The sequence below is a fragment of the Flavobacterium ovatum genome, from assembly GCF_040703125.1.
Taxonomy (GTDB): Bacteria; Bacteroidota; Bacteroidia; order Flavobacteriales; family Flavobacteriaceae; genus Flavobacterium; species Flavobacterium ovatum.
Genome location: NZ_CP160035.1, coordinates 4,147,648 through 4,170,291 on the forward strand (window position 1 = coordinate 4,147,648; position 22,644 = coordinate 4,170,291).

Genomic DNA, 22,644 nt, shown 5'->3' on the forward strand with positions numbered 1-22,644 from the left:
GCCCAAAGAAAAATAAGATTTGTGATTAACGATTTGTGAAGGACTAGACCTTTTAAAATCTACTTCTATTTATAAATTCTTGATTCTAACAAAATCTAAAATCGTTATTCGTTACTCAAAAATCTAAAATATTCTACGCTTTGTAAGCTACTTTGTTTTCGATATAAGTAAATAATTTGTCGAAAAGCAATCCTACGACACCGATGATTATGATGGCTGATATTACTTTTTCAAGACTTAAAGCATTCCAACTGTCCCAAACAAAGAATCCGATTCCAGCGCCTCCTGAAAGCATTTCGCCCGCAACGATTACCAACCATGCTACACTAATTGACAAACGTAAACCTGTGATGATATGTGGTAAACTAAACGGAATTAAGATTTTGGTCAAATATCTCATTTTTGAAAATCCGAATGCTTTGGCCACATTTTTATGGTCTTGTGGCAACGATTTGATTCCGAATGAGGTATTAATTAATGTCGACCACAACGAAGTGATGAACACGATGAATATGGTTGCAAGTCCTGTATCTTTGAAAACTACTAACCCAATTGGGAACCACGCTAATGGCGAAACTGGTTTTAACAATTGTACGATTGGGTAGAAAATTTGTTTGGCTATTGTGCTAGCGCCCATCAATATTCCGATTGGAATAGCGACTAGTGACCCTAAAAAGAAACCTAATAATACGGTTTTGATAGAGTTGAATAATTGCAGACCGATTCCTTTATCGTTGGGTCCATAATCGTAAAACGGATCGCTAACCATTTCGTATAAAACGGTTAATGTTGGAATTGGCCCTGGTAATGCGTCTTTGGTTATGCTGCTTAATAATTCCCAAAATCCTCCAACGATTATTAGACCTATTGCTGCAAAAGAGATTGATTTTGTGCTTTCTAAAAATTTCGCACCAAAAAGGTTGAATTTCTTGGTAGTTTTATTTTGAGAGGGAGTCATAGTTGACTTCGCTTCTCCAAGTGTTTCTAGTGTTAAGGTTGTGTTTGACATGATTGTATATTTTTTAGTTTAATGTTTTGTTTATGCAACTGATGGAATGATATTATTTGATAATCCCTCTCTAGATTTGAGGGATTATCGAATATTTACTTGCTTATCTTTTCACCACTTTTAAGTATGCTGCGGGATTAGCAGGATCAAAAACAGTTTTATCCATCGTTAATGAAAACGGTTTCATATCATCTGCAGGAACTTTTACCTTCATACTAGCAGCAACTTCTTTGTACAAATCGGTAAGAATTAATTTATCTGCAATCGCTTTGTAGTTTGGACTTGCAGTCAAATAACCAAATCGTACAAACTGTGCCATTGCCCAGATAGCGTGTGATTTTCTAGGAAAGTTTACAGCACCACCTTTGTGAAACAACATATAATCTGTGGCATACATTTTGGATCCTAAGCTACAGCCTAAGTCATAATCACCCATTAATCTGTTTTCAATAACTTCTGCAGGAGCATTTACATAAGGAGCTCTACCTATGATTGACGCTGCTTTTTTACGATTGGCAGGAACATCCAACCAGATACAAGCTTCCATTACTGCTTTCATGACTTTTTTAAGATCTTCTTTGCGTTTTACTGGAACATCTTTGTTTACTACTAAAGCTTTTTCAGGATGATCTTTCCAGATATCTTGAGAAGCAATTTGTGTAAAACCAATTCCTTGTTTTACAGCTACTCCACCCCATGGCTCTCCTACGCAAAACCCATCCATGTTGCCCACTTTCATATTAGCCACCATTTGTGGAGGTGGAATCGTGATGATTTTTGATGTTTTTTGACTTACACCTGCAATTGCTAACCAGTTACGCAACCATAAATCATGTGTTCCGCCAGGGAAAGTCATAGCAAAAGTCACTTCTTTCTCTTCTTTTAATTTGGCTGCCACTACTGGAGCCACTTTGTTCATTTGTTTGAAACCTACTTTTCCGCAGAAATCGTTTGATAAAGAAATCGCTTGTCCGTTTACGTTTAGCATCATGGCAATTTTCATTTCTGATCCTGCTTTTCCTCCTACACCAGTGTATACCGAGAACGGCATAGAATACAAACAGTGCGCTCCGTCTAGCTCTCCTGTTAATATTTTGTCACGAACATTGGCCCATGAAGATTCTTTGGTTACGATTACCTCTACTCCATATTTTTTGAATAAACCAAGCTCTTTGGCCATTACAATTGGAGAACAGTCTGTCAAGGGAATGAAACCTAATTTTATTGGCTCACCTTGAGCGTACACTGACATTGCCGAGAATGAAAATAGGGTTACTACCGCTGCCAACATTACTTTTGATAAACTACTTGTTGATTTTTGAATTGAATTTTTCATTGCTATGATTTTAATTTTAGTATGGAGCAAATCTACATAAGTACTAATACGTATACTCTATCTAAAAAACAATCATAAACAACTTTTTTCGACAAAAAATAACGTGAAAATGAAAGATTAAAAACTGCTAAATAGCAGAAAACCGCAACAAAGCACCGTGTTTACTATACTTATCAAAATAAAACACTTAGTTACAAGTACGTATATTTAATAAAAATCGAAAACTAACTATTAAAAAAGACAAAAAAAAAGAGGCTTTACAGACTTAAAATCTATAAAACCTCTTTAAAGAATTAAAAAAAAATCAAAAATACTTATGTTCCTTAATTTCTGACCGTAGCTTTTCTACCTGAATCAAACCAATCCGTTTTCCAACTGTGTTTATTAAACCTTCTTTCTTTAAACTTGACACCACCCTAATGACCTGCTCCTCGGTAGTTCCTGCAAAATCAGCAATTTCTTTTCGAGATAAATCAATTTGGATTAAATCGTTTTCTTGTCCAAATTTTCGATAAATATATAATAGTGTATCTATTACCCGCTCCCGCACATTCATATGAGCAATTTTTCGAATATTGTTTTCACTCTTATTCAATTCATCTGCATAAAACAACATTAAATCAAAGGTAAGTTCAGGAATAGCGTGCAGCATCTCTAGCATATCATCATTGCCGAAGTTACAAAGAACAGTATCCTCAAGTGCATAGGCACCTATAAAGTAACGTTTACTAGTTCCAAATCCTCTAAAACCTACCGTTTCACCATCTTTTGTAAAGCGCACAATTTGCTCTCTACCATTTATACCCGTTTTTATTGTCTTAACTTTTCCTTTATATACAAAATACAACCCTTGAATTGGTGCGCCTTCTATGATAAATTGCTGGTTTTTTTTACACAGAAAACTATTTTTTCTATCTATAAATTGCTTTATTTGTTCTAAATGAACATGTTTTTTTATAAAACAATTTTCATTTACACAAGTACTACAAATTGCTAAATCTTCTTTCATAATCGAAATATTAAACGATAATAATGTAAATAGGTACTTAATATTAATTTTTCCCAAAAATATAAAAAAAATCATCTCTATTACGTAGTTATACGTAAAAATACGTATTTTTACACCCTAGAAATTAATTAAGACCTAGTTTTAGTAACAAAAAAGTAGTTCAGCAATGCAAAATTCAGAAATAAAAACGACTTGTTCCTATTGTGGTGTAGGATGTGGAATAATTGTAACCAATGATTCTAAAAATGGAGTAAGCGTAAAAGGAGATAAAGACCACCCAGTAAATAGAGGTATGCTTTGTTCTAAAGGAATGAATCTGCACTATGTTGCTAATGACACTTCAGACCGAATACTATATCCCGAAATGAGATGGAGTAAATCACACCCTAAAGAACGTGTGAGTTGGGACGATGCACTTGATCGTGCAGCAGCGGTATTTTCTTCAATCATCAAAAAACATGGACCTGATAGCGTAGGTTTTTATATATCTGGACAATGTTTGACTGAAGAATATTATTTGGTAAACAAATTAGTTAAAGGTTTCTTGAAAACCAACAATATAGATACCAACTCCAGACTTTGTATGAGTTCGGCAGTTGTAGGTTACAAAAAGACTTTTGGAGAAGATTCTGTGCCAATATCTTATGATGATATTGAATTGGCAGATACATTCTTGATAACAGGAGCCAATCCTGCTTATTGCCACCCAATTCTGTTTAGAAGAATTGAACAACACAAAGAGAAAAATCCAAAAACAAAAATTATTGTTGTTGATCCTAGAAAAACGGATTCGGCACTTACTGCCGACCTGCATTTGCAGATTCTTCCAGGTACTGATATTTATTTGTATCATGCCATTGCAAAATGCTTGATTGACAAAGGGTACATCGATAATGATTTTATAAAAAATCATACCGAAAACTATCAGGCTTACAAAGAATTAATTGTCAATACTTCTTTGGAAAAAGCATCTCAAGTATGTGGGATTCCGATAAGTGAAATTAAACAAGCGGCAGATATCATCGCCAAAGCCAAAGGATTCTTGTCATTATGGGCAATGGGATTGAACCAAAGTGCTATTGGAGTAGATAAAAATACTGCCTTATTAAATCTGTCCTTATTAACAGGACATGTTGGAAAACCTGGTTCTGGACCTTTTTCACTAACAGGACAACCCAATGCAATGGGTGGACGTGAAGTAGGTGGAATGGCAAATTTATTAGCGGTTCATAAAGAACTAGCCAATCCAGAGCATCGTCAAGAAGTAGCTGATTTTTGGGGAGTAGATTCTATTTCTGAAAAACCAGGATTGACGGCTACCGAAATGTTTGATGCCTTAGAATCTGGTAAAATGAAAGCGATTTGGATTATTTGTACCAATCCACTAGTGAGTATGCCTGACGCACGTAGAGTCGAAAAAGCTTTAGCCAATGCAAAATTTGTAGTGGTTCAAGAAATCTCACATAAATCGGATACCGCAAAATTTGCCGATTTACTACTTCCCGCAGCAGGATGGCTGGAAAAAGAAGGAACGATGACCAATTCAGAAAGACGTATTTCCTATTTACCAAAAGGGATTAATGCGCCTGGTGAAGCACTTTCGGATGTTGAAATCATAACTCGTTTTGCTAAAAAAATGAATTTCAGCGGTTTCAACTTTAATTCTACCGAAGAAGTTTATAAAGAATACTGTGCACTAACCAAAAACACAAAAATTGATATTTCCTTTTTAAATTATACTCGTTTGAAAAACGAAGGTACGTTTCAATGGCCTGTTCCTGATTATGGACACCCTGGAACTCCCCGTTTATTTACCGATAAAAAGTTTTATACGCCTTCGCAAAAGGCCATCTTCAACTTGCCTGTTTCTATTGAAAACACCTCCGAACAACCAAATGATAAATATCCTTTTATCTTAACAACGGGGCGTATTAGAGACCAATGGCATACGATGACCAAGACTGGAAAAGTATCTCGATTACTGTCACACATTCCGAGTCCGATGCTTGAAATTAATCCTATTGATGCCTTTAAAACAGGAATAAATGATGGAGACATTGCTGTTGTTCTAAGTAAAAATGGTGAAGTACGTGTCAAAGCTAAGGTTTCAGATTCCATCAAAGAAGGAGTTGTTTTCTTACCGATGCATTGGGGGAAACAATTGGAAAACGATTTGAATAGAACCAACAACTTAACCAATACGGTTGTTGACCCCATTTCAAAAGAACCTGATTTTAAATTTACTACGGTTTCCGTTACTAAGTACGAAAAACCATTTCAGAAAATAGCTGTTGTAGGAGCTGGAGCAGCCGCTTTTAGATTCATACAAAACTACCGTGAAATTAATACTCGGGATGAAATTATTGTTTTCTCTAATGAAGAAAACCCTTTTTACAACCGTGTATTATTACCCGAATATGTAACAGATGAACTTTCTTGGGACAGTTTACAAAAAATAAAAGCAGACTCGTTAAGCAAACTAAATATTACGATGAAATCGGGTGTTGCTATTGAAAACATCAACAAAAACGAAAATATAATTACAGATAGTGATGGAAACACCCACAACTTTGATTCCCTAATCTTAGCTACTGGAAGTAGACCATTTGTTCCCGAAAATGCACAACTTCATTTACCAGGACGCTTTACCATTAGAAAAAAAGAAGATGCTGACCGATTAAAGAATTACCTAGACGGCACAAAATTGCCCGTACAAGAGCAACATGTTGTTATTGTAGGTGGTGGATTATTAGGTCTTGAATTAGCCGCGGCTTTAAAACATAAAAAAGTAAAAATCACGATTATCCAACGAGCTTCTCGATTGATGGAGCGTCAATTAGACCGTATTTCCAGTAAATTATTAGCCGAAGAAGTTCAAATTAGAGATATCCAAATTTACTTTGATAATGAGGTAAGCACTGTTTTTGAAACAGATAATCCTAACGAAATTGAAATTGGACTTAAAAGTGGACGAATCCTAACAGCAAACGCCATTGTTTACACCATTGGAACTATTCCGAATATCGAAATCGCTAAAGAAACGGGTATTGCATGCGGACGTGGAGTGAAAGTAAATCAATATTTACAATCCTCTCAACCTAATATTTTTGCTATTGGTGAAATCGCTGAGTTTAACGGTCAATTATTTGGAATTACCTCAGCAGCTGAGGAACAAGCTGATATTTTAGCTAATTTTATTGGAGGTGATATCAGTAGTTATTACAAAGGTTCTGTTTTGATGAATATTTTAAAACTGGAAGATATTAACCTATGTAGTATTGGAGAAATTGAAGTTCCTGAAAATGATGATTCCTACGAGGAGATTGTTTTCTCTGATTTGAAAAAACGCTATTACAAGAAGTGTATCGTTAAAAACGATTTGCTCGTTGGTGCTATTTTGATGGGAGATAAAAACGAATTTGCTGAATTCAAAACGATGATTGAAAGCAAAATAGAATTGTCTGACAAAAGAGACATGCTTTTACGCGGTAGCGGTTCACAAGCCAAACCCGTAATCGGTAAATTAGTTTGTTCTTGTAGTCAAGTAGGAAGCGGAAATATTGAAGAAGCGATCAAAACTGGATGTACTAATTTCACAGAACTGTGCAAAACCACAGGAGCAGGTCTAGGTTGTGGAAGTTGTAAAACGGAGGTAAAAGAGCTATTGGCTAAATGTAAATAAAAAATTAGTGTTCAGTAGTCAGTTTTCCTTTGTGGAAAATTAAAAATCTAATATCTAATTAGGTTCTAACTACTCTTTTTAAACTATAAACCGAACATTGTAAACGAGAAATAAAATGGAATTAACACGATTGATAGTAAAAGGAGGCGTATTATCTCCCGGAGAATTGAGAGAGATTGTCAACATGGCTTTAGATCAAGGTCTAGAAACAATTTCATTTGGTTCTAGACAAGATATTATATTCCCGCAAGGATTTCAAAATATAGACAAAGACAACAATGGAAAGCACCATTTTGTATTTCCTGATGAACATAGTGGTAACAACATTGTCTCCTCTTATGTTTCAACCGATGTACTTAGAAATACACCTTGGTTAACTGGAAATAAGTTTCTTTATGTTTTGGAGCAATTCAAAAGTCAACCTGATTTAAAAGTTAATATCACCGATCCAAAACAACAGCTCGTACCATTATTTACAGGACACGTTAACTTCATTGCCTCTGAGCATGAAGATTATTGGTACTTATACATTCGTTTGCCTAAATGGGAACGCATGGAAGTATATCCTGTATTAATTTACAGCTGGGATATTGCTGAAATTTATTATGAAATTGAAAAAATCGTACGGGAAGAATCCTGTGGAATCGATATGATTTTCAGTTTGGTTAGTGAAGCTTTAGACACTAATAATAGAACTATTGACAAGCCCTTGAATGTCCCTTTTTATCCTTTCCCATATTATGAAGGAATGAATAGAATGGGTATTGACCAATACTGGCTAGGATTGTACTGGAGAAATAACCTTTATGATTTGCAGTTCTTGAAAGAAATGTGCGATTTATGTTTTGAATGTAAAATTGGTAAAATATGTATCACGCCATGGAAATCATTTATCATAAAAGGAATTCCTAAAGATAAAAAATTAGAATGGGAGAAGTTCCTTGGCCAAAACGGTATCAACGTCCGCCACTCTTTATTGGAACTGAACTGGCATTTACCTGTGGCGACCGAATGGGCTTTGAATCTAAAAACATTCTTAGTAAGAACTTTGGATCAATTCGATATTAGTACTTATGGCTTGACATTTGGAATTTCAGACTACAATCGTGACGGACATTACTTTACCTCTATCGTTGTAGAAAAAAATGAATTGCCAAAGGATTTAGAATCGATAAAAATCAGAGATACTTTTAACGTCCTACATGCTAAAAATTTCGACCCCAATAGTCGTGAATACATTGTTCACGCACAAGATGTGGATAAATTAGAATTACCCAATATCTTAATTGAATTAAGCCGAAAATATTTCAACCAATTAGGAGACTCAATTGTAGAAACAAATAACGAATCTACTGTTATCAAAAAAGAAAATAAAATTCAAGATGTATATCAATGCCAAGAGTGCCTGACTATTTACAATTCAGAATATGGTGACATTAGTCAAGAAATAGCCAAAGGAACTTTATTTAAAAACATTCCCGAAGACTATTGCTGTTCGCTCTGTGAAGCACCAAAAAATAATTTCATAGCTTTGACATCTGAAAAACAAGAAATACAATAATCTAAGAACGAATACATGAATACAACTTTTAAAACAGTAAGCTCATCGCATATTACCATTTCAGAATTAATGCTTCCTTCCCATACTAACTTTAGTGGAAAAATTCACGGGGGATATATTTTGTCACTAATGGATCAAATTGCCTTCGCTTGTGCTTCTAAGTTTTCTGGGAATTATTGTGTAACTGCCTCTGTAGACACGGTAAACTTCCTGATGCCAATTGAAGTTGGGGAATTAGTAACTATGAAAGCTAGTGTAAATTATGTAGGTAATAGCTCTATGATTGTGGGTATTCGAGTAGAAGCCGAAAACATTCAAACAGGCGTAATCAAACATTGTAATTCTTCCTATTTCACCATGGTTTCTAAAGACAAGGATGGGAAAACTGCACATGTACCCGGATTAATTCTTACTACACTTAAAGAAGTCAGTCGTTTTCAACACGGTTTGCGTCAAATTGAAATGAAACGTCTCAGAGAAGAACAAAAAAGTATTGCAACCTTTAGTTCTATTGATACCATTATAAATTCAAATAAGTACAAGATCAAAGTTGAATTGCAATAGCAATTTAGATTTATCAAATACAACAATCCCGTTCTAACAAACGGGATTATTTTTTGTTTTAAACACAAAAAAACAGCTCTAAAAGCTGTTTTTCTACTATATTATAACATGACATGACTTGAGGCTAAAAACTCAAATTTTGATATACAAATTCATCCTCTATATTTTCATCTTCTAAATACTCTGTCAATTTAGAAATATTCCCAACTACCTCACCAATAACGATAATCGCTGGTGACGAAATCCCCTGATCTTTAACCAATTCAGCTATGGTACTAATTGCTCCAATCACTTTCTTTTGATCGGCTCTCGTACCGTTTTGAATAATTCCAATAGGCAAATCATCCGTTCTATTCGCTTGATAAACTGCTACTATTTCGCTTAGTTTATGCATTCCCATTAATATTACAACCGTAGCCGAGGATTTCGAAGCAAGTGTAACATCTTTAGATAACTTATGGTCCGAAGTCGTACCTGTAATTACCCAAAAACTTTCGGCTACCTTACGTTGCGTTAAACTAATTCCGTTCAAAGCAGGAACTCCCATTGAAGACGAAATCCCAGGAACAATTGCTGTTTCTAAACCATTTTCATGAGCAAATTCAATTTCTTCACTCCCACGTCCAAAAACAAAAGGATCACCACCTTTCAAACGTACTACATGTCCGTGTTGATATGCCAAAGCCACTATCAATTCATTAATCTGATCCTGACTGTACGCATGACAACCCAAACGTTTGCCTACAAATACAATTTCAGCACCAGCGGCATATTGCAATAAGTCTTCATTTACTAAAGCATCATATAAAACCACATCTGCAGCCTCAAGCGCTTTAATCGCTTTCACAGTGATTAACTCTACATCCCCTGGTCCTGCTCCTACTATCGTTAATTTTGGTGTTTTTGACTTATTCATTTTATCTTCATTTAATAATTCGAAAATAACTCTTGTTCTTTTTAACCATTGGTTTAAAAATTGTGCCATTCTATTTTCAAATTTGATTACAATTTTATACTTACGCATTAATACTTATGCAAATATAAGTATTAATACGTAATAAAACCAAAAAATAATCAAATTTACGTACTACTGAAAAATTAATTCTTTTTAACCGAAATCAATTCACCAACAGAATGTCATTATTTTGGGCTTGCACCGCCAAAAAAATCGGTCGGGCTCCCGACGTTTCGGGACATTTCAAGTCCTCAACAAATTCCGCTATCGCTACACTTGTTTATGGGTTTTTCTCCCGATGCTTCTGGACTATCCCTCACGCAAAGCTCGGGTCAATAGTTGATTTATTTCAAAATTATATTCATCTAGAACCATTCATTTTATAAACCACTAAGAAATTTAGACTACTAAAACTAAATGAACCTAAATTTATTGATGGTTAATTTTTTTAGAACTGAATTTTTTTTTTAAATAAACAAATGTTATATTTTAAATTCGCTCATTGCTTTTTCTATAATAACCAAACATTCTTCTATTTGTCCTTCCGTGATCACTAATGGTGGTGCCAAACGAATTTTATTTCCATGTGTTGGCTTAGCCAACAAACCATAGTCTCTAAATTTCAAACAGATATTCCAAGCCAAATCCGACTCTTCATCACAATCAATTACAATCGCATTCAGCAATCCTTTTCCTCTAACTAGAGTAATTAAAGAATTCTGTTCCGCAATTTTATTTAACCCATCTCTTAGAATAATCCCTAAACGTTCCGCATTTTCTGCTAGATTTTCATCTTTCACAACTTCAAGAGCTGCAATTGCTACTGCCGCAGCCACTGGATTTCCACCAAAAGTAGAACCGTGTTGCCCTGGCTTGATAACATTCATAATCGCATCATTAGCCAAAACCGCAGAGACTGGATAAACACCGCCAGAAATCGCTTTCCCTAAAATTAAAATATCAGGTTTTACCTCTGGTTTATTTTCACAACCATTTGTGCAAGAACAATTCCCGCAAGTTGCTAATAGTCTTCCCGTACGTGCAATTCCTGTTTGTACCTCATCAGCAATAAACAATACATTATACTTTTCACAAAGTGCTTTGGCTTTCGCTAAATATCCTTCTGTTGGTACAAAAACTCCCGCTTCACCTTGGATAGGTTCTACAAGAAAACCTGCTATATTTTTTGAAGACGCTAAAGTCTTTTCTAATGCTTCAATATCATCATAAGGAATTTTGATAAATCCTTCTGTAAAAGGACCAAAGTTCTTGCGAGCTCCTTCATCATTTGAAAACGAAATAATTGTAGTCGTTCTTCCGTGAAAATTATTTTCACAAACCACAATTTGCGCTTGATTTTCAGCAATACCTTTTACTTCATAAGCCCATTTTCTACATAGTTTCAAAGCCGTTTCTACAGCTTCAGCACCAGTATTCATTGGCAAAACCTTATCAAAACCAAAATATTTAGTTACATATTCCTCGTAAACGCCTAACTGGTCATTATGAAACGCACGAGAAGTTAACGTTAAAGTTTGTGCCTGCTTGATCATTGCACCAACAATTTTAGGGTGACAATGCCCTTGATTTACTGCAGAATACGCTGATAAGAAATCAAAATATTTTTTTCCATCAACATCCCAAACATACACTCCTTCTCCTCGATCCAAAACTACTGGCAAAGGATGATAATTATGAGCACCATACTTATTTTCTTTATTGATTAAAAGTGTTGATTTTGAAGAAAGTTCTTGTTGTACTTGTTCCATGTTGTTGTTTTTTGAGTCCTACTAAAGTGCAAAAATAACGCTATTTTTTAACTTAAGTACTTAAAACACTCCTAAAACCGACCGTTTCTGAAACAAACTAAGATCATTCGAATTAAAACCACAGCCATAGAAAAAAGATAGATTTAGATATTTTATTGAACTACGCATCAAACTCTCAAAATAAAATGTATTTTCGTAATGACAATACCACCAAATCTCAAATTGAAATTAACCTAAGCAATCTTTTCGTTTTAAATTCTATTTAATAGTTTACATTACCTCTAATAAACGTACTAAACACCTTCGCATATAACCATTTGAGAAATGAAAAAAAGCATTCTTATTTTAATCGTATTACTTACTTTTTCCTGTGCCAATACTAGAGTATTTGAAATCAAAATACCTTCCGATACTACCAAATATCTAAATACTATTACTGAAGCAGAATTAAAAGAACATCTTTACATTATTGCTTCTGACTCCATGCAAGGCCGAGAAACAGGTTCTTTAGGACAAAAAAAAGCTGCCAATTATTTAGTCAGTCAATACCAAAAGAATGATATTTCATATCCAGAAAGCTTATCAAATTATTCTCAGAAAGTCCCCTCTAAATCTTTAAAAGCTAGAAACGGACAGTATTTAAATGACTCTGAGAACATCTGTGCCTTTATAAAAGGGACTGAAAAACCTGAAGAAATCATTGTACTTTCAGCTCATTACGATCATGTTGGTTCTAGGAATGGACAAGTTTTTTACGGAGCGGATGACAATGGCACGGGAACAGCCGCATTACTGGAAATTGCTCAAGCTTTTAAAATTGCAGCAAAAGAAGGAAATGGGCCAAAAAGATCTATTTTATTTTTGCATGTTACCGGAGAAGAACATGGTTTACTAGGCTCTAAATACTACTCTGAAAATCCTATTTTCCCATTAGCAAATACTGTGAGCGACATTAATATTGATATGATTGGACGTCGCGATTCTGATCACAGCCAAAATAACAATTATGTTTACGCTATTGGAGCTGAACGCTTATCGAGTGATTTATACAATATACTGGTAGCAGTTAATGAAAAATATACCAAACTGGATGTGGATTTTAGATACACCGCTAATAATGACCCCAGCAATTACTACACTCGTTCCGACCACTACAATTTTGCTAAATTTGGAATCCCATCTGTTTTCTTTTTTAATGGGGTGCATCCTGATTATCACAGATCTACTGATACCGCTGATAAAATCGAATTTGATGCCTTAAAAAAAAGAACACAACTTGCTTTTGTCCTTGCTTGGGAACTCGCTAATAGAGAAAACCGAATTGTAGTTGACAAAAAATAAACTTTGATGAAATAAAAAACAACCGCAAATTGCACAAATTTCCACAAATTGATCTGTGGAAATTTGTGCAATTTGCGGTTAAAAAATTTTTGACACCAAAAAATTCAACAAAAAAACCGCCAATTCTGCAATTAGCGGCTTTTTCATTTTATAGTAATTTTTATTTTTTACCAAACTTCCAGTCAAATTCATCTTTTTGATTGATGATAGCTCCAATTTCAAACTTAACTACTTCGTCAAATTCGGTTTGGAAAATAATCCAATTTTCTTCGTTGAAGTAATTCTCAAAAGTATCAAATTCTTCCTGGGTGAATTTTATGATGCTACTTTTAGCCAAGTCTTTTTTGACGTCAGCTATTTTTTTGCCGATGATTTTGTTACCAAATAACTCAAGATTTGGACTTGACGCTACAATATAACCTAATTTAAACTCCTCATCTTGGTAAAAAGTCAAACGCATTTTAAGTGTATTGTACACTAAGATTAAGTTGTCATCTTCGTCTTTATATTCCTTACTAGGTTTACCATAATCTGCGATTACGTCTTTTTGTTTCATCCCGAATAGCAATTTGTCTATTCCACTTTTGAGATTTATTTTCATTTTCTAATTTAGTATTTAGGAATTGGAATGTTAGATTTTTTTCAAATCACAAACTAAACCAATTATTTTATTTTTTTAATCTTGCGTGTCTTTTTTTAACACATAGAGACATAGATTTTCTTTGTCTTTATTTAGGCGAATCACTTGTAGAGGAAATACAAATTTAGTTGTGTTTAACTATGGATTTACGCTGATTTTTTATATTTCTATATTCCTTACATCTGTGTTCTAGAAAAACCTCAATCACCATTCAACTTAACTATGATAGAGACTGAAACTATTTACTGAACACTAAATACTACTCTTCGTCTTCGTAAAACTCATCGTAACGTGCAGGGATTTGAGGATCAAATAATGGACATTTGAATTCTTCCATGACACTTACTAGTTTGTCCATCGTTTTTCCTTGGGTGCCGTAGCAGTCAATGGAAATACTTTCTGGTGTGGTTTTTACTTGAAAAGCACCTTTACCTTTAGAGTTCTGCCAACTGTTTTCGTCTACTTTTTCCCAGTCTGAGAAAACAGAAGCGATGCGGTTAAGTATCACTTGCACCGGGAGAATTTCTAATCCCTCAGCAGCTTCTTCTTCAATTAAGGCTTCATAAACCAGTTGATGATTGAGGTAAACCTCTTCTTGATATTGCCAAAATACGAGTTCGTACATTTTTTTTTAAGTTGCTAAGTTACTAAGGTTCTTAGTTGCTAAGACTCTAAATAACTTAGAAACTAAGCCACTTAGAAACTTAGAATCTATATTCTAATACTCGAAAGTACCGTATTCGCTAGTAATGGTTAATTTCTTTTCATCAGCTGCTTCTACTCTACCTACGATTTGAGCATCTACATTGAATGATTTTGATATCGCAATAATATCCTGAGCCACAGCTTCTGGAACATATATTTCCATACGGTGACCACAGTTGAATACTTGGTACATTTCTTTCCAATCGGTTTTGGATTGCTCCTGAATCAATTGAAATAATGGTGGTACTGGAAACAAATTATCTTTTATAATATGTAGATTATTCACGAAATGCAAGATTTTCGTTTGCGCTCCACCACTACAGTGAACCATTCCGTGAATATCTTCTGAATTGTATTTATCTAAAATCGTTTTGATAATCGGTGCATAGGTACGTGTTGGCGAAAGCACCAATTGTCCTGCATCGATAGGTGAATTCTCAACAGCATCAGTCAATTTTACTTGTCCTGAGTAAATTAAATCGTTTGGCACAGCAGCGTCAAAACTTTCTGGGTATTTGGTAGCCAAATATTTTTCGAAAACATCATGACGAGCAGACGTTAAACCGTTACTCCCCATTCCGCCATTGTATCCTTTTTCATAAGAAGCTTGACCGAATGAAGCCAAACCTACAATAACATCACCCGCTTTAATATTGGCATTGTCAATGACTTTACTACGTGGCATGCGCGCTGTAACAGTAGAATCGACAATAATAGTACGAACAATATCTCCAACATCGGCCGTTTCTCCTCCTGTTGAATGAATGGTTACTCCAAAAGAGTCCAATTCTTTGATTAATTCCTCCGTTCCGTTGATGATAGCAGAAATAACATCGGCAGGAATCAAGTTTTTATTTCGACCAATAGTCGAAGAAAGCAAAATATTATCGGTTGCTCCCACGCACAATAAATCGTCAATGTTCATAATCAACGCATCTTGAGCGATCCCTTTCCAAACAGATAAATCTCCAGTTTCTTTCCAATACATATACGCTAGAGAGGATTTTGTTCCCGCTCCATCGGCATGCATAATCAAGCAATAATCCTCGTCCTGAGTCAAATAATCAGGTACAATTTTGCAAAATGCTTGTGGAAATAATCCTTTATCAATGTTTTTTATAGCGTTATGCACATCTTCTTTGGATGCCGAAACCCCGCGAAGGGCATATCTTTTTGAAGTATCTGAACTCATGGATTGTTATTATGTAAGTGGTTTTGACCAACTAGTTTGCGTGCGCAAAGATAATAAAAGAATATAGATTTTTGATTGTACTTTTAGCAAGCTTACCGACATCCATTACATTTATACAACAAAACAAATATTAACAAAACTTTTGTTTAACCTTTTCGGTAAACTGTTAAACATTTTTGTATCTTTACTCAATAATTCAAACAGTACACAATCATGACAACTCAAAATAGCGCAACAGATAAAGAAAGTATCATCTCCATGTATATGGAATACACTTTGGAACACAATAAAAAACCCGATTCGGTTTATTTATTTGCAAAAGCTAACAATATCAGCGAAGCCGATTTCTACAAAGAATTTGGTACTTTGGAATCCGTTGACAAAGCTATTTTTGGCTTGTTTTTTTCGAAGACCGTTACTTTAATAGAAAAAGATCCTGCTTATGCAGAATATGAGACCAAAAACAAACTTTTGAGTTTTTACTTTACTTTTTTCGAAATGTTGACTATGAATCGTTCTTACGTAACAATGACATTGAAGGAACATAAAAACATGTTGAAAAACTTATCACAACTAACTTCCTTGCGCAACGATTTCAGGAATTACATAGGTGAAATTCTAGACGAGAACTATTTGCTAAAGCAAGAAAAAGTTCAAAAAATTCAATTGAAGGGATTGCAAGAAAGTGCTTGGATTCAGTTTTTATTTACACTAAAATTCTGGATAGAAGATGATTCAGCCGCTTTTGAAAAAACAGATATTTTTATCGAAAAGTCGGTAAAATTGAGTTTTGAATTGATAAACATAGCACCAATAGACAGTTTGATTGACTTTGGTAAATTTCTTTTTAAAGAAAAAACACAAAAAATGTAATGAAAACACTAGATCACATTCCCACATCCAAAATAGAAAGAGCTACCAAATTAGTGCAAACCGGCGCTAAAGTTGGCGTGAATTACATTAAATATTATGGAGAAAAAATCATCAATTCGGAACTTACCAAAGACAAGTTGAACGAAAGTAATGCCGCCGATATTTATGACGGACTAAAAGATTTGAAAGGAAGTGCCTTGAAAGTAGCTCAAATGTTGAGCATGGACAAAAACTTCCTACCACAAGCGTATGTAGAAAAGTTCTCGTTATCTCAATTTTCTGTTCCGCCACTTTCTGCTCCTTTGGTTTTAAAAACTTTCAAAAATAGTTTAGGTAAAAATCCAAATGAAATATTTGATGAATTCAATGCTAATTCTGTAAACGCAGCCAGCATTGGTCAAGTACACAAAGCCACAAAAGACGGTAAAAAATTGGCCGTAAAAATTCAATATCCTGGAGTTGCCAATAGCATTTCATCTGATTTAGCGATGGTAAAACCCGTTGCAATTAGAATGTTTAATTTACAAGGAAAAGATTCTGATAAATACTTCAAAGAGGTTGAGGATAAATTAATCGAAGAAACAAATTACGAATTAGAACTCCAGCAAAGTCAAGAGATTGCAGCAGCTTGCAGCCATATTCCCAACCTAATTATGCCTCAATATTATCCAGAGTATTCATCGGATAAAATTTTAACCATGGATTGGATGGAAGGCGTTCATTTGTCTGAATTTAAAAATAACGACCCTATAATTGCCAATCAATTAGGACAAGCACTTTGGGATTTTTATATGTTTCAACTTCATATCCTCAAAAAAGTACATGCTGACCCACATCCCGGAAATTTTTTGATTAATAAAAATAATCAATTAATAGCGATTGATTTTGGTTGTATGAAAATTATTCCTGAATCGTTTTATATTCCTTATTTCGAATTGGTAGATCCCAAAATAATCAACGATCCTTTTATTTTCGAAGCTAAACTTACTTTACTCGAAATCATCAAACCAGAAGATACAAAGGAAGAAAAAGAATATTTCTCGAAAATGTTCTACGATTTATTATCATTATTCACCCAACCTTTTCAAGGAGAAACTTTTGATTTCTCAGACGGAATATTTTTTGAAAAAATTGCTCAATTGGGAGAGCGATTTGCTAAAGATACTAACCTCAAAAAAATGAATGGAAGCCGAGGTTCGAAACACTTTATTTACATGAATCGAACATTCTTTGGCCTATACAATTTACTATTTGACTTAAAAGCCAATATAATTGTCAATCAATACAAAGATTTAAAAAGATGAATCTGCCTTTAAACGCAATAGAAAGCGACCGAATTATTGAAATGGCTTGGGAAGACCGAACCACTTTTGAAGCCATTTTTATGCAATTTGGATTGAATGAACAAGAAGTCATTAATCACATGCGTCAGGAACTGAAACCATCTAGCTTTAAACGTTGGCGATCTAGAGTTCAAGGTAGAAGAACCAAACATGCCAAACTTAGAACTTTCATCGAAGGAAGATTCAAATGCAACAGACAGCGACCAATCACCCAAAATAAAATATCAAAAAGATGAAAAACATCCTAATTATTGGCGGTAGCAAAGGAATAGGAAATGCTATTTTACAACAGCAGTTGCAAAGCAACAAAGTAATAAACATCAGTAGAACGGCTCCTGAAATTACAAATACAAATCTCACTCATTTTTCTGCGGACATCAGTAAAGACGAACTGCCTGAAATCGAAAATATTGACAGTATCATTTATTGTCCCGGAACGATTAATCTAAAACCCATTACTGGTTTAAGTCTAGATGACTTTCGCCATGATTTTGAAGTTAATGTTATTGGTGCTATCAAAACAATACAAAAATATCTACCCGTTCTCAAAAAAGGAAACAAACCTTCTATACTATTATTTAGCACTGTTGCCGTAAAACTTGGTATGCCGTATCATGCGAGTGTAGCTGCATCCAAAGCTGCTATCGAGGGATTGGTAAAATCATTGGGGGCAGAATTGGCGCCAACCATTCGAGTAAACGCCATTGCGCCTACGATTACAGACACAACCTTGGCCGCAAACATCTTGAGAAACGACCGCATGAAAGAAAACATGGTAGAACGCCACCCAATGAAAGGCTATTTGAATACCGAAGAAGTCGCTTCAATGGCCAACTTCTTGATTTCAGACCAAGCACAATCGATGTCAGGACAAATCATCCCAATGGATTACGGAATAGTTTCTTTTAAAATTTAAAATGTACCACGAATTGCAATAGTCACAAAAACAAATTATTTAATCCAAAAAAAATGCTTGTCAAAAATATTGACAAGCATTTTTTATATTCAATCGAGACCATATTATTTAGTCAACAACAATTCTCTGTATTTAGTTAAAGTCCACAATTCATTATCGACCAAAAGCTCCAGCTTATCGCAGTGCTCTCTGATGATTTCAAAATATGGTTTTACATTATTGCAATACGCTTCTGCCATTTGTTGTGCATCTGTCAACACATTGGCTTTCTTTCTTTCGTTTGTCATTTCGACTACTTTAGAATTGATTCCCTCAATATGTTTCGAAATATTTCTTATCAATCGAATCTGTTCTTTTGCAATAGTTTCAAATTCAGTTCCAAAAATATCTTTCAGTCCTTTTACATTTTCAATCAAAGTATTTTGATATCTAATGGCGGTTGGCGTCACATGATTGGTAGCGATATCACCCAAGACACGACTTTCGATTTGAATTTTCTTCACATATTCTTCCAATTCAATTTCGTATCTCGCTTCTACTTCAATTTGGTTCATAATTCCCATTTCAGAGAATAACTCCAATGCTTCTTTAGATATTTTTGCTTTTAAAGCTTCAGGAGTAGTTTTAAAATTACTCAACCCTCTTTTAGCCGCTTCTTCTTCCCAAGCTAGACTGTATCCGTCGCCTTCAAAAAGTATTTTCTTCAATTTCTTGATGTATTCTCTCAAGACATTAAATATAGCATCATCTTTTTTCATGGCTTTTGCATCAATCAATGCGTCAACTTCAATTTTGAAATCTTTTAATTGTTTGGCAACAATGGTATTTAAAGTAGTCATCGCATTCGAACAATTTGCAGACGAACCAACGGCGCGAAATTCAAATTTATTACCTGTAAAGGCAAAAGGTGAAGTTCTATTTCTATCAGTATTATCCAAAATCACTTCTGGAATTTTCCCAACCACATTTAATTTTAAGTCAGTTTTTTCTTCTGGAGACAATTTTCCTTTTGTAACTTCTTTTAACTCGTTCAAAACTTTAGTCAATTGCCCCCCAATAAATACTGAAATAATTGCTGGAGGTGCTTCATTTGCACCTAATCTATGATCGTTACTTGCTGTTGCAATAGACGAACGCAATAACGATTCATAATCATTAACTGCTTTGATGGTATTGATAAAAAAGGTCAAAAATTGTAAGTTAGTCATTGGTGTTTTACTAGGACTCAATAAGTTTATCCCAGTATCAGTAGCTAATGACCAGTTGTTATGTTTACCAGAACCGTTTACTCCTTTAAATGGTTTTTCGTGTAACAACACTTTAAACTGATGTCTTTCAGCTACTTTTTGCATCACATCCATTAACAAGCAGTTGTGGTCAACAGCTAAATTCGTTTCTTCAAAAATAGGTGCAAATTCAAATTGATTTGGCGCTACCTCGTTATGACGTGTTTTTACAGGAATCCCAAGCAACATACATTCTTGCTCTAAATCCCTCATATATACTAAGGCACGCGTAGGAATCGCTCCAAAATAATGATCATCTAATTGTTGTCCTTTTGCAGAAGTATGCCCCAATAAGGTTCTTCCTGTCATCATAATATCCGGACGAGATTCGGCCAAGGCTTTATCTATTAGGAAATATTCTTGCTCCCATCCTAGGGTTGCAGTTACTTTTTTGACGTTTTTATCAAAATATTTACAAACTTCAGTAGCGGCTTCATCAATGGCTGACAAGGCTCTCAAAAGTGGAATTTTATTATCTAAAGCTTCTCCAGTATAGGATATAAAAACAGTAGGAATACACAAAGTAGTTCCAAAAATAAATGCTGGCGATGTTGGATCCCAAGCCGTATAGCCACGAGCTTCAAATGTATTACGGATTCCTCCGTTTGGAAAACTAGAAGCATCTGGTTCTTGTTGCACCAATTGAGCTCCACCAAATTTTTCAACAGATTCACTTCCGTCAAATGACGTTTCAAAAAAGGCGTCGTGCTTTTCAGCAGTAGCACCTGTTAAGGGCTGAAACCAGTGTGTATAATGGGTTACCCCTTTAGATAATGCCCATTCTTTCATTCCCATAGCAATATAATCCGCTAATTTTCTATCAATTTTAGTTCCATGCTGATTTGCACCTTGAACCGCTTTGTAAGCATCTGAAGTCAGATATTGCTTCATTGCTTTTTGATTAAAAACATTAGTACCAAAAATGGCTGATTTCCTTCCAGATTCCTCAAAATGAACTGGTTTTCTTGCTGAAGCTTCTCTTAAAGCCTGAAAACGAATTGTTGACATAAAATTTACTTATTTCAAGATGAATTATATAATTTGCACAAATATAACAAACAATTAGTGGTAATGTTTATAATGACCAAATCAGTTCCTTATTTTTTACAAAATTATTCATCAGACCCCCTCAAAATGATTATTTCTAAAATATCCCCCATGAAAATTGCAAGAATCAAAAAAATAAGTACCAATTGAACATTTTATACCCCCTAATTTTTACCTCTAAAAAAAATTCTTTACATTTGCACTGTTTAAAAATCATAAATAATTTAAAACATTATGGCTAAAATAAAATTAGAATACCTTTGGTTAGATGGATATGTACCAACTCAAAATCTAAGAAGTAAAACTAAAGTTGAAGAGCACGATAACTTTCAAGGAACATTAGAAGAGATCGGAGACTGGTCTTTTGACGGTTCATCTACTAAGCAAGCTGAAGGTGGATCTTCTGATTGCCTTTTAGTACCAGTCGCTATTTACACAGATCCAGATCGTATCAACGGATACTTAGTTATGTGTGAAGTTATGAATGCTGATGGAACACCACACGCTTCAAACGGTAGAGCTACTATCAATGATGATAATGACGATTTCTGGTTTGGTTTCGAACAAGAATATTTCATCATGGACACTAAAACTTTATTACCATTAGGATTCCCTATTGGTGGTTACCCTGCTCCACAAGGTATGTACTACTGTTCAGTAGGTGGAAAAAACACTCACGGTAGAGCTATTGTAGAAAAGCATGCTGACTTATGTATTGATGCAGGTCTAAACTTTGAAGGTATCAACCAAGAGGTTGCTGCTGGTCAATGGGAATACCAATTATTTGCAAAAGGAGCTAAAAAAGCAGGTGATGAAATCTGGGTTTCTAGATACTTACTAGATCGTTTGACTGAAAAACATGGTTACTATATTGAATACCACCCAAAACCGTTAGGTGATACTGACTGGAATGGTTCTGGTATGCATGCTAATTTCTCTAACAACGTTTTAAGAACATGTGGAGATAGAGCGACTTTCGAAAAAATTTGTGAGGCTTTCCGTCCCGTAACTAAAGAGCATATTGCTGTTTACGGTGCTCATAATGAAGAACGTTTAACTGGTAAACATGAAACTGCATCTATCCACGATTTCTCTTATGGAATTTCTGATAGAGGATGTTCAATCCGTATTCCTTTGATGGTTGTTCAAAAAGGATGGAAAGGATGGTTGGAAGACAGAAGACCAGCATCTAACGGTGACCCATACAAAATTGCTGCAAGAATCATCAAAACAGTTAACTCTGCTTTGTAATTTTTTCTTCATAAATATAAAAGTGCCTTCAAAATTTTTGAAGGCACTTTTTTTATGCTTTAAACTCAAACCAACCTCTGAGTTACCCAAGTTGCTAACACTAGATTTTTAACTATTATTTATGTAGACAGCTAGCGAAGCAGATTTCTACAGGTTAAAAATTAA

Annotated in this window: 18 protein-coding genes; 9 read left to right on the plus strand and 9 right to left on the minus strand. The window is 34.7% G+C overall.

Features of this window, described 5'->3' with window-relative positions; translation table 11 throughout:
* Nucleotides 1–133: 133 nt before the first annotated feature.
* From ntrB to ABZP37_RS17055, 3 genes are all read right to left on the minus strand, one after another.
* Nucleotides 134–1,009, minus strand: coding sequence for a nitrate ABC transporter permease (gene ntrB / locus ABZP37_RS17045; protein ID WP_366184450.1), 876 nt, complete (start codon nucleotides 1,007–1,009; stop codon nucleotides 134–136).
* A 103-nt stretch (nucleotides 1,010–1,112) separates the two neighbouring features.
* Complete coding sequence (locus ABZP37_RS17050; RefSeq protein ID WP_366184452.1) at nucleotides 1,113–2,345, minus strand: CmpA/NrtA family ABC transporter substrate-binding protein; 1,233 nt, start codon at nucleotides 2,343–2,345, stop codon at nucleotides 1,113–1,115.
* A 304-nt stretch (nucleotides 2,346–2,649) separates the two neighbouring features.
* A complete protein-coding gene (locus ABZP37_RS17055) occupies nucleotides 2,650–3,354 on the minus strand; it encodes a Crp/Fnr family transcriptional regulator (RefSeq protein WP_366184453.1) in 705 nt (234 codons plus the stop codon).
* 166 nt (nucleotides 3,355–3,520) lie between these two features.
* On the opposite strand from ABZP37_RS17055, the gene ABZP37_RS17060 reads away from it, so the two are divergent.
* The 3 genes from ABZP37_RS17060 (at nucleotide 3,521) to ABZP37_RS17070 (ending at nucleotide 9,161) form a co-directional block, all read left to right on the plus strand.
* Nucleotides 3,521–7,036 carry a molybdopterin-dependent oxidoreductase gene (locus tag ABZP37_RS17060; protein ID WP_366184455.1) on the plus strand — a complete coding sequence of 1,172 codons (3,516 nt, stop codon included), beginning with the start codon at nucleotides 3,521–3,523 and terminating at the stop codon, nucleotides 7,034–7,036.
* Between the two features lie 115 nt (nucleotides 7,037–7,151).
* Nucleotides 7,152–8,597: a rubredoxin gene (locus ABZP37_RS17065; RefSeq protein WP_366184457.1), complete on the plus strand. Its 1,446-nt coding sequence runs from the start codon at nucleotides 7,152–7,154 to the stop codon at nucleotides 8,595–8,597.
* A gap of 15 nt (nucleotides 8,598–8,612) precedes the next feature.
* Nucleotides 8,613–9,161: an acyl-CoA thioesterase gene (locus ABZP37_RS17070; RefSeq protein WP_366184459.1), complete on the plus strand. Its 549-nt coding sequence runs from the start codon at nucleotides 8,613–8,615 to the stop codon at nucleotides 9,159–9,161.
* Between the two features lie 124 nt (nucleotides 9,162–9,285).
* Here the strand turns inward: ABZP37_RS17070 and cobA are convergent, their stop codons facing one another.
* Together cobA and rocD are read right to left on the minus strand one after the other, a co-directional pair.
* Nucleotides 9,286–10,077 (minus strand): uroporphyrinogen-III C-methyltransferase, encoded by a 792-nt coding sequence (gene cobA, locus ABZP37_RS17075; RefSeq protein WP_366187557.1) that lies wholly within the window; start codon nucleotides 10,075–10,077, stop codon nucleotides 9,286–9,288.
* Between the two features lie 521 nt (nucleotides 10,078–10,598).
* A complete protein-coding gene (gene rocD / locus ABZP37_RS17080; RefSeq protein ID WP_366184461.1) occupies nucleotides 10,599–11,885 on the minus strand; it encodes an ornithine--oxo-acid transaminase in 1,287 nt (428 codons plus the stop codon).
* 324 nt (nucleotides 11,886–12,209) lie between these two features.
* Between rocD and ABZP37_RS17085 the strand changes: the two genes are divergently transcribed.
* Nucleotides 12,210–13,226, plus strand: coding sequence for a M28 family peptidase (locus ABZP37_RS17085; protein ID WP_366184463.1), 1,017 nt, complete (start codon nucleotides 12,210–12,212; stop codon nucleotides 13,224–13,226).
* Nucleotides 13,227–13,386: 160 nt separating this feature from the next.
* Here the strand turns inward: ABZP37_RS17085 and ABZP37_RS17090 are convergent, their stop codons facing one another.
* From ABZP37_RS17090 to ABZP37_RS17100, 3 genes are all read right to left on the minus strand, one after another.
* On the minus strand, nucleotides 13,387–13,827 hold the full coding sequence (locus ABZP37_RS17090) for a hypothetical protein (protein WP_366184465.1): 441 nt from the start codon (nucleotides 13,825–13,827) through the stop codon (nucleotides 13,387–13,389).
* Between the two features lie 298 nt (nucleotides 13,828–14,125).
* A complete protein-coding gene (locus ABZP37_RS17095; protein ID WP_366184466.1) occupies nucleotides 14,126–14,491 on the minus strand; it encodes a hypothetical protein in 366 nt (121 codons plus the stop codon).
* Nucleotides 14,492–14,584: 93 nt separating this feature from the next.
* On the minus strand, nucleotides 14,585–15,763 hold the full coding sequence (locus tag ABZP37_RS17100; protein ID WP_366184468.1) for an AIR synthase related protein: 1,179 nt from the start codon (nucleotides 15,761–15,763) through the stop codon (nucleotides 14,585–14,587).
* Nucleotides 15,764–15,976: 213 nt separating this feature from the next.
* On the opposite strand from ABZP37_RS17100, the gene ABZP37_RS17105 reads away from it, so the two are divergent.
* Genes ABZP37_RS17105 through ABZP37_RS17120 form a run of 4 tightly spaced genes read left to right on the plus strand, consistent with a single transcriptional unit; the run spans nucleotide 15,977 to nucleotide 18,895 of the window.
* Nucleotides 15,977–16,636 (plus strand): TetR family transcriptional regulator C-terminal domain-containing protein, encoded by a 660-nt coding sequence (locus tag ABZP37_RS17105; RefSeq protein WP_366184470.1) that lies wholly within the window; start codon nucleotides 15,977–15,979, stop codon nucleotides 16,634–16,636.
* Nucleotides 16,636–17,940 (plus strand): AarF/ABC1/UbiB kinase family protein, encoded by a 1,305-nt coding sequence (locus ABZP37_RS17110; protein ID WP_366184472.1) that lies wholly within the window; start codon nucleotides 16,636–16,638, stop codon nucleotides 17,938–17,940. The genes ABZP37_RS17105 and ABZP37_RS17110 overlap by 1 nt, the downstream gene beginning before the upstream one ends.
* A complete protein-coding gene (locus ABZP37_RS17115) occupies nucleotides 17,937–18,215 on the plus strand; it encodes a TIGR03643 family protein (protein WP_366184474.1) in 279 nt (92 codons plus the stop codon). The genes ABZP37_RS17110 and ABZP37_RS17115 overlap by 4 nt, the downstream gene beginning before the upstream one ends.
* Nucleotides 18,212–18,895 (plus strand): SDR family oxidoreductase, encoded by a 684-nt coding sequence (locus tag ABZP37_RS17120; protein WP_366184476.1) that lies wholly within the window; start codon nucleotides 18,212–18,214, stop codon nucleotides 18,893–18,895. The genes ABZP37_RS17115 and ABZP37_RS17120 overlap by 4 nt, the downstream gene beginning before the upstream one ends.
* 104 nt (nucleotides 18,896–18,999) lie before the next feature.
* Here ABZP37_RS17120 and ABZP37_RS17125 read toward each other — a convergent pair whose 3' ends face one another.
* Entirely contained in the window at nucleotides 19,000–21,189 is a 2,190-nt protein-coding gene (locus ABZP37_RS17125; protein ID WP_366184478.1) for a glutamine synthetase III, read from the minus strand.
* Between the two features lie 273 nt (nucleotides 21,190–21,462).
* Here ABZP37_RS17125 and ABZP37_RS17130 point away from each other — a divergent pair, with 273 nt between their 5' ends.
* Nucleotides 21,463–22,479: a glutamine synthetase beta-grasp domain-containing protein gene (locus ABZP37_RS17130; protein WP_366184480.1), complete on the plus strand. Its 1,017-nt coding sequence runs from the start codon at nucleotides 21,463–21,465 to the stop codon at nucleotides 22,477–22,479.
* Nucleotides 22,480–22,644: the final 165 nt, after the last annotated feature.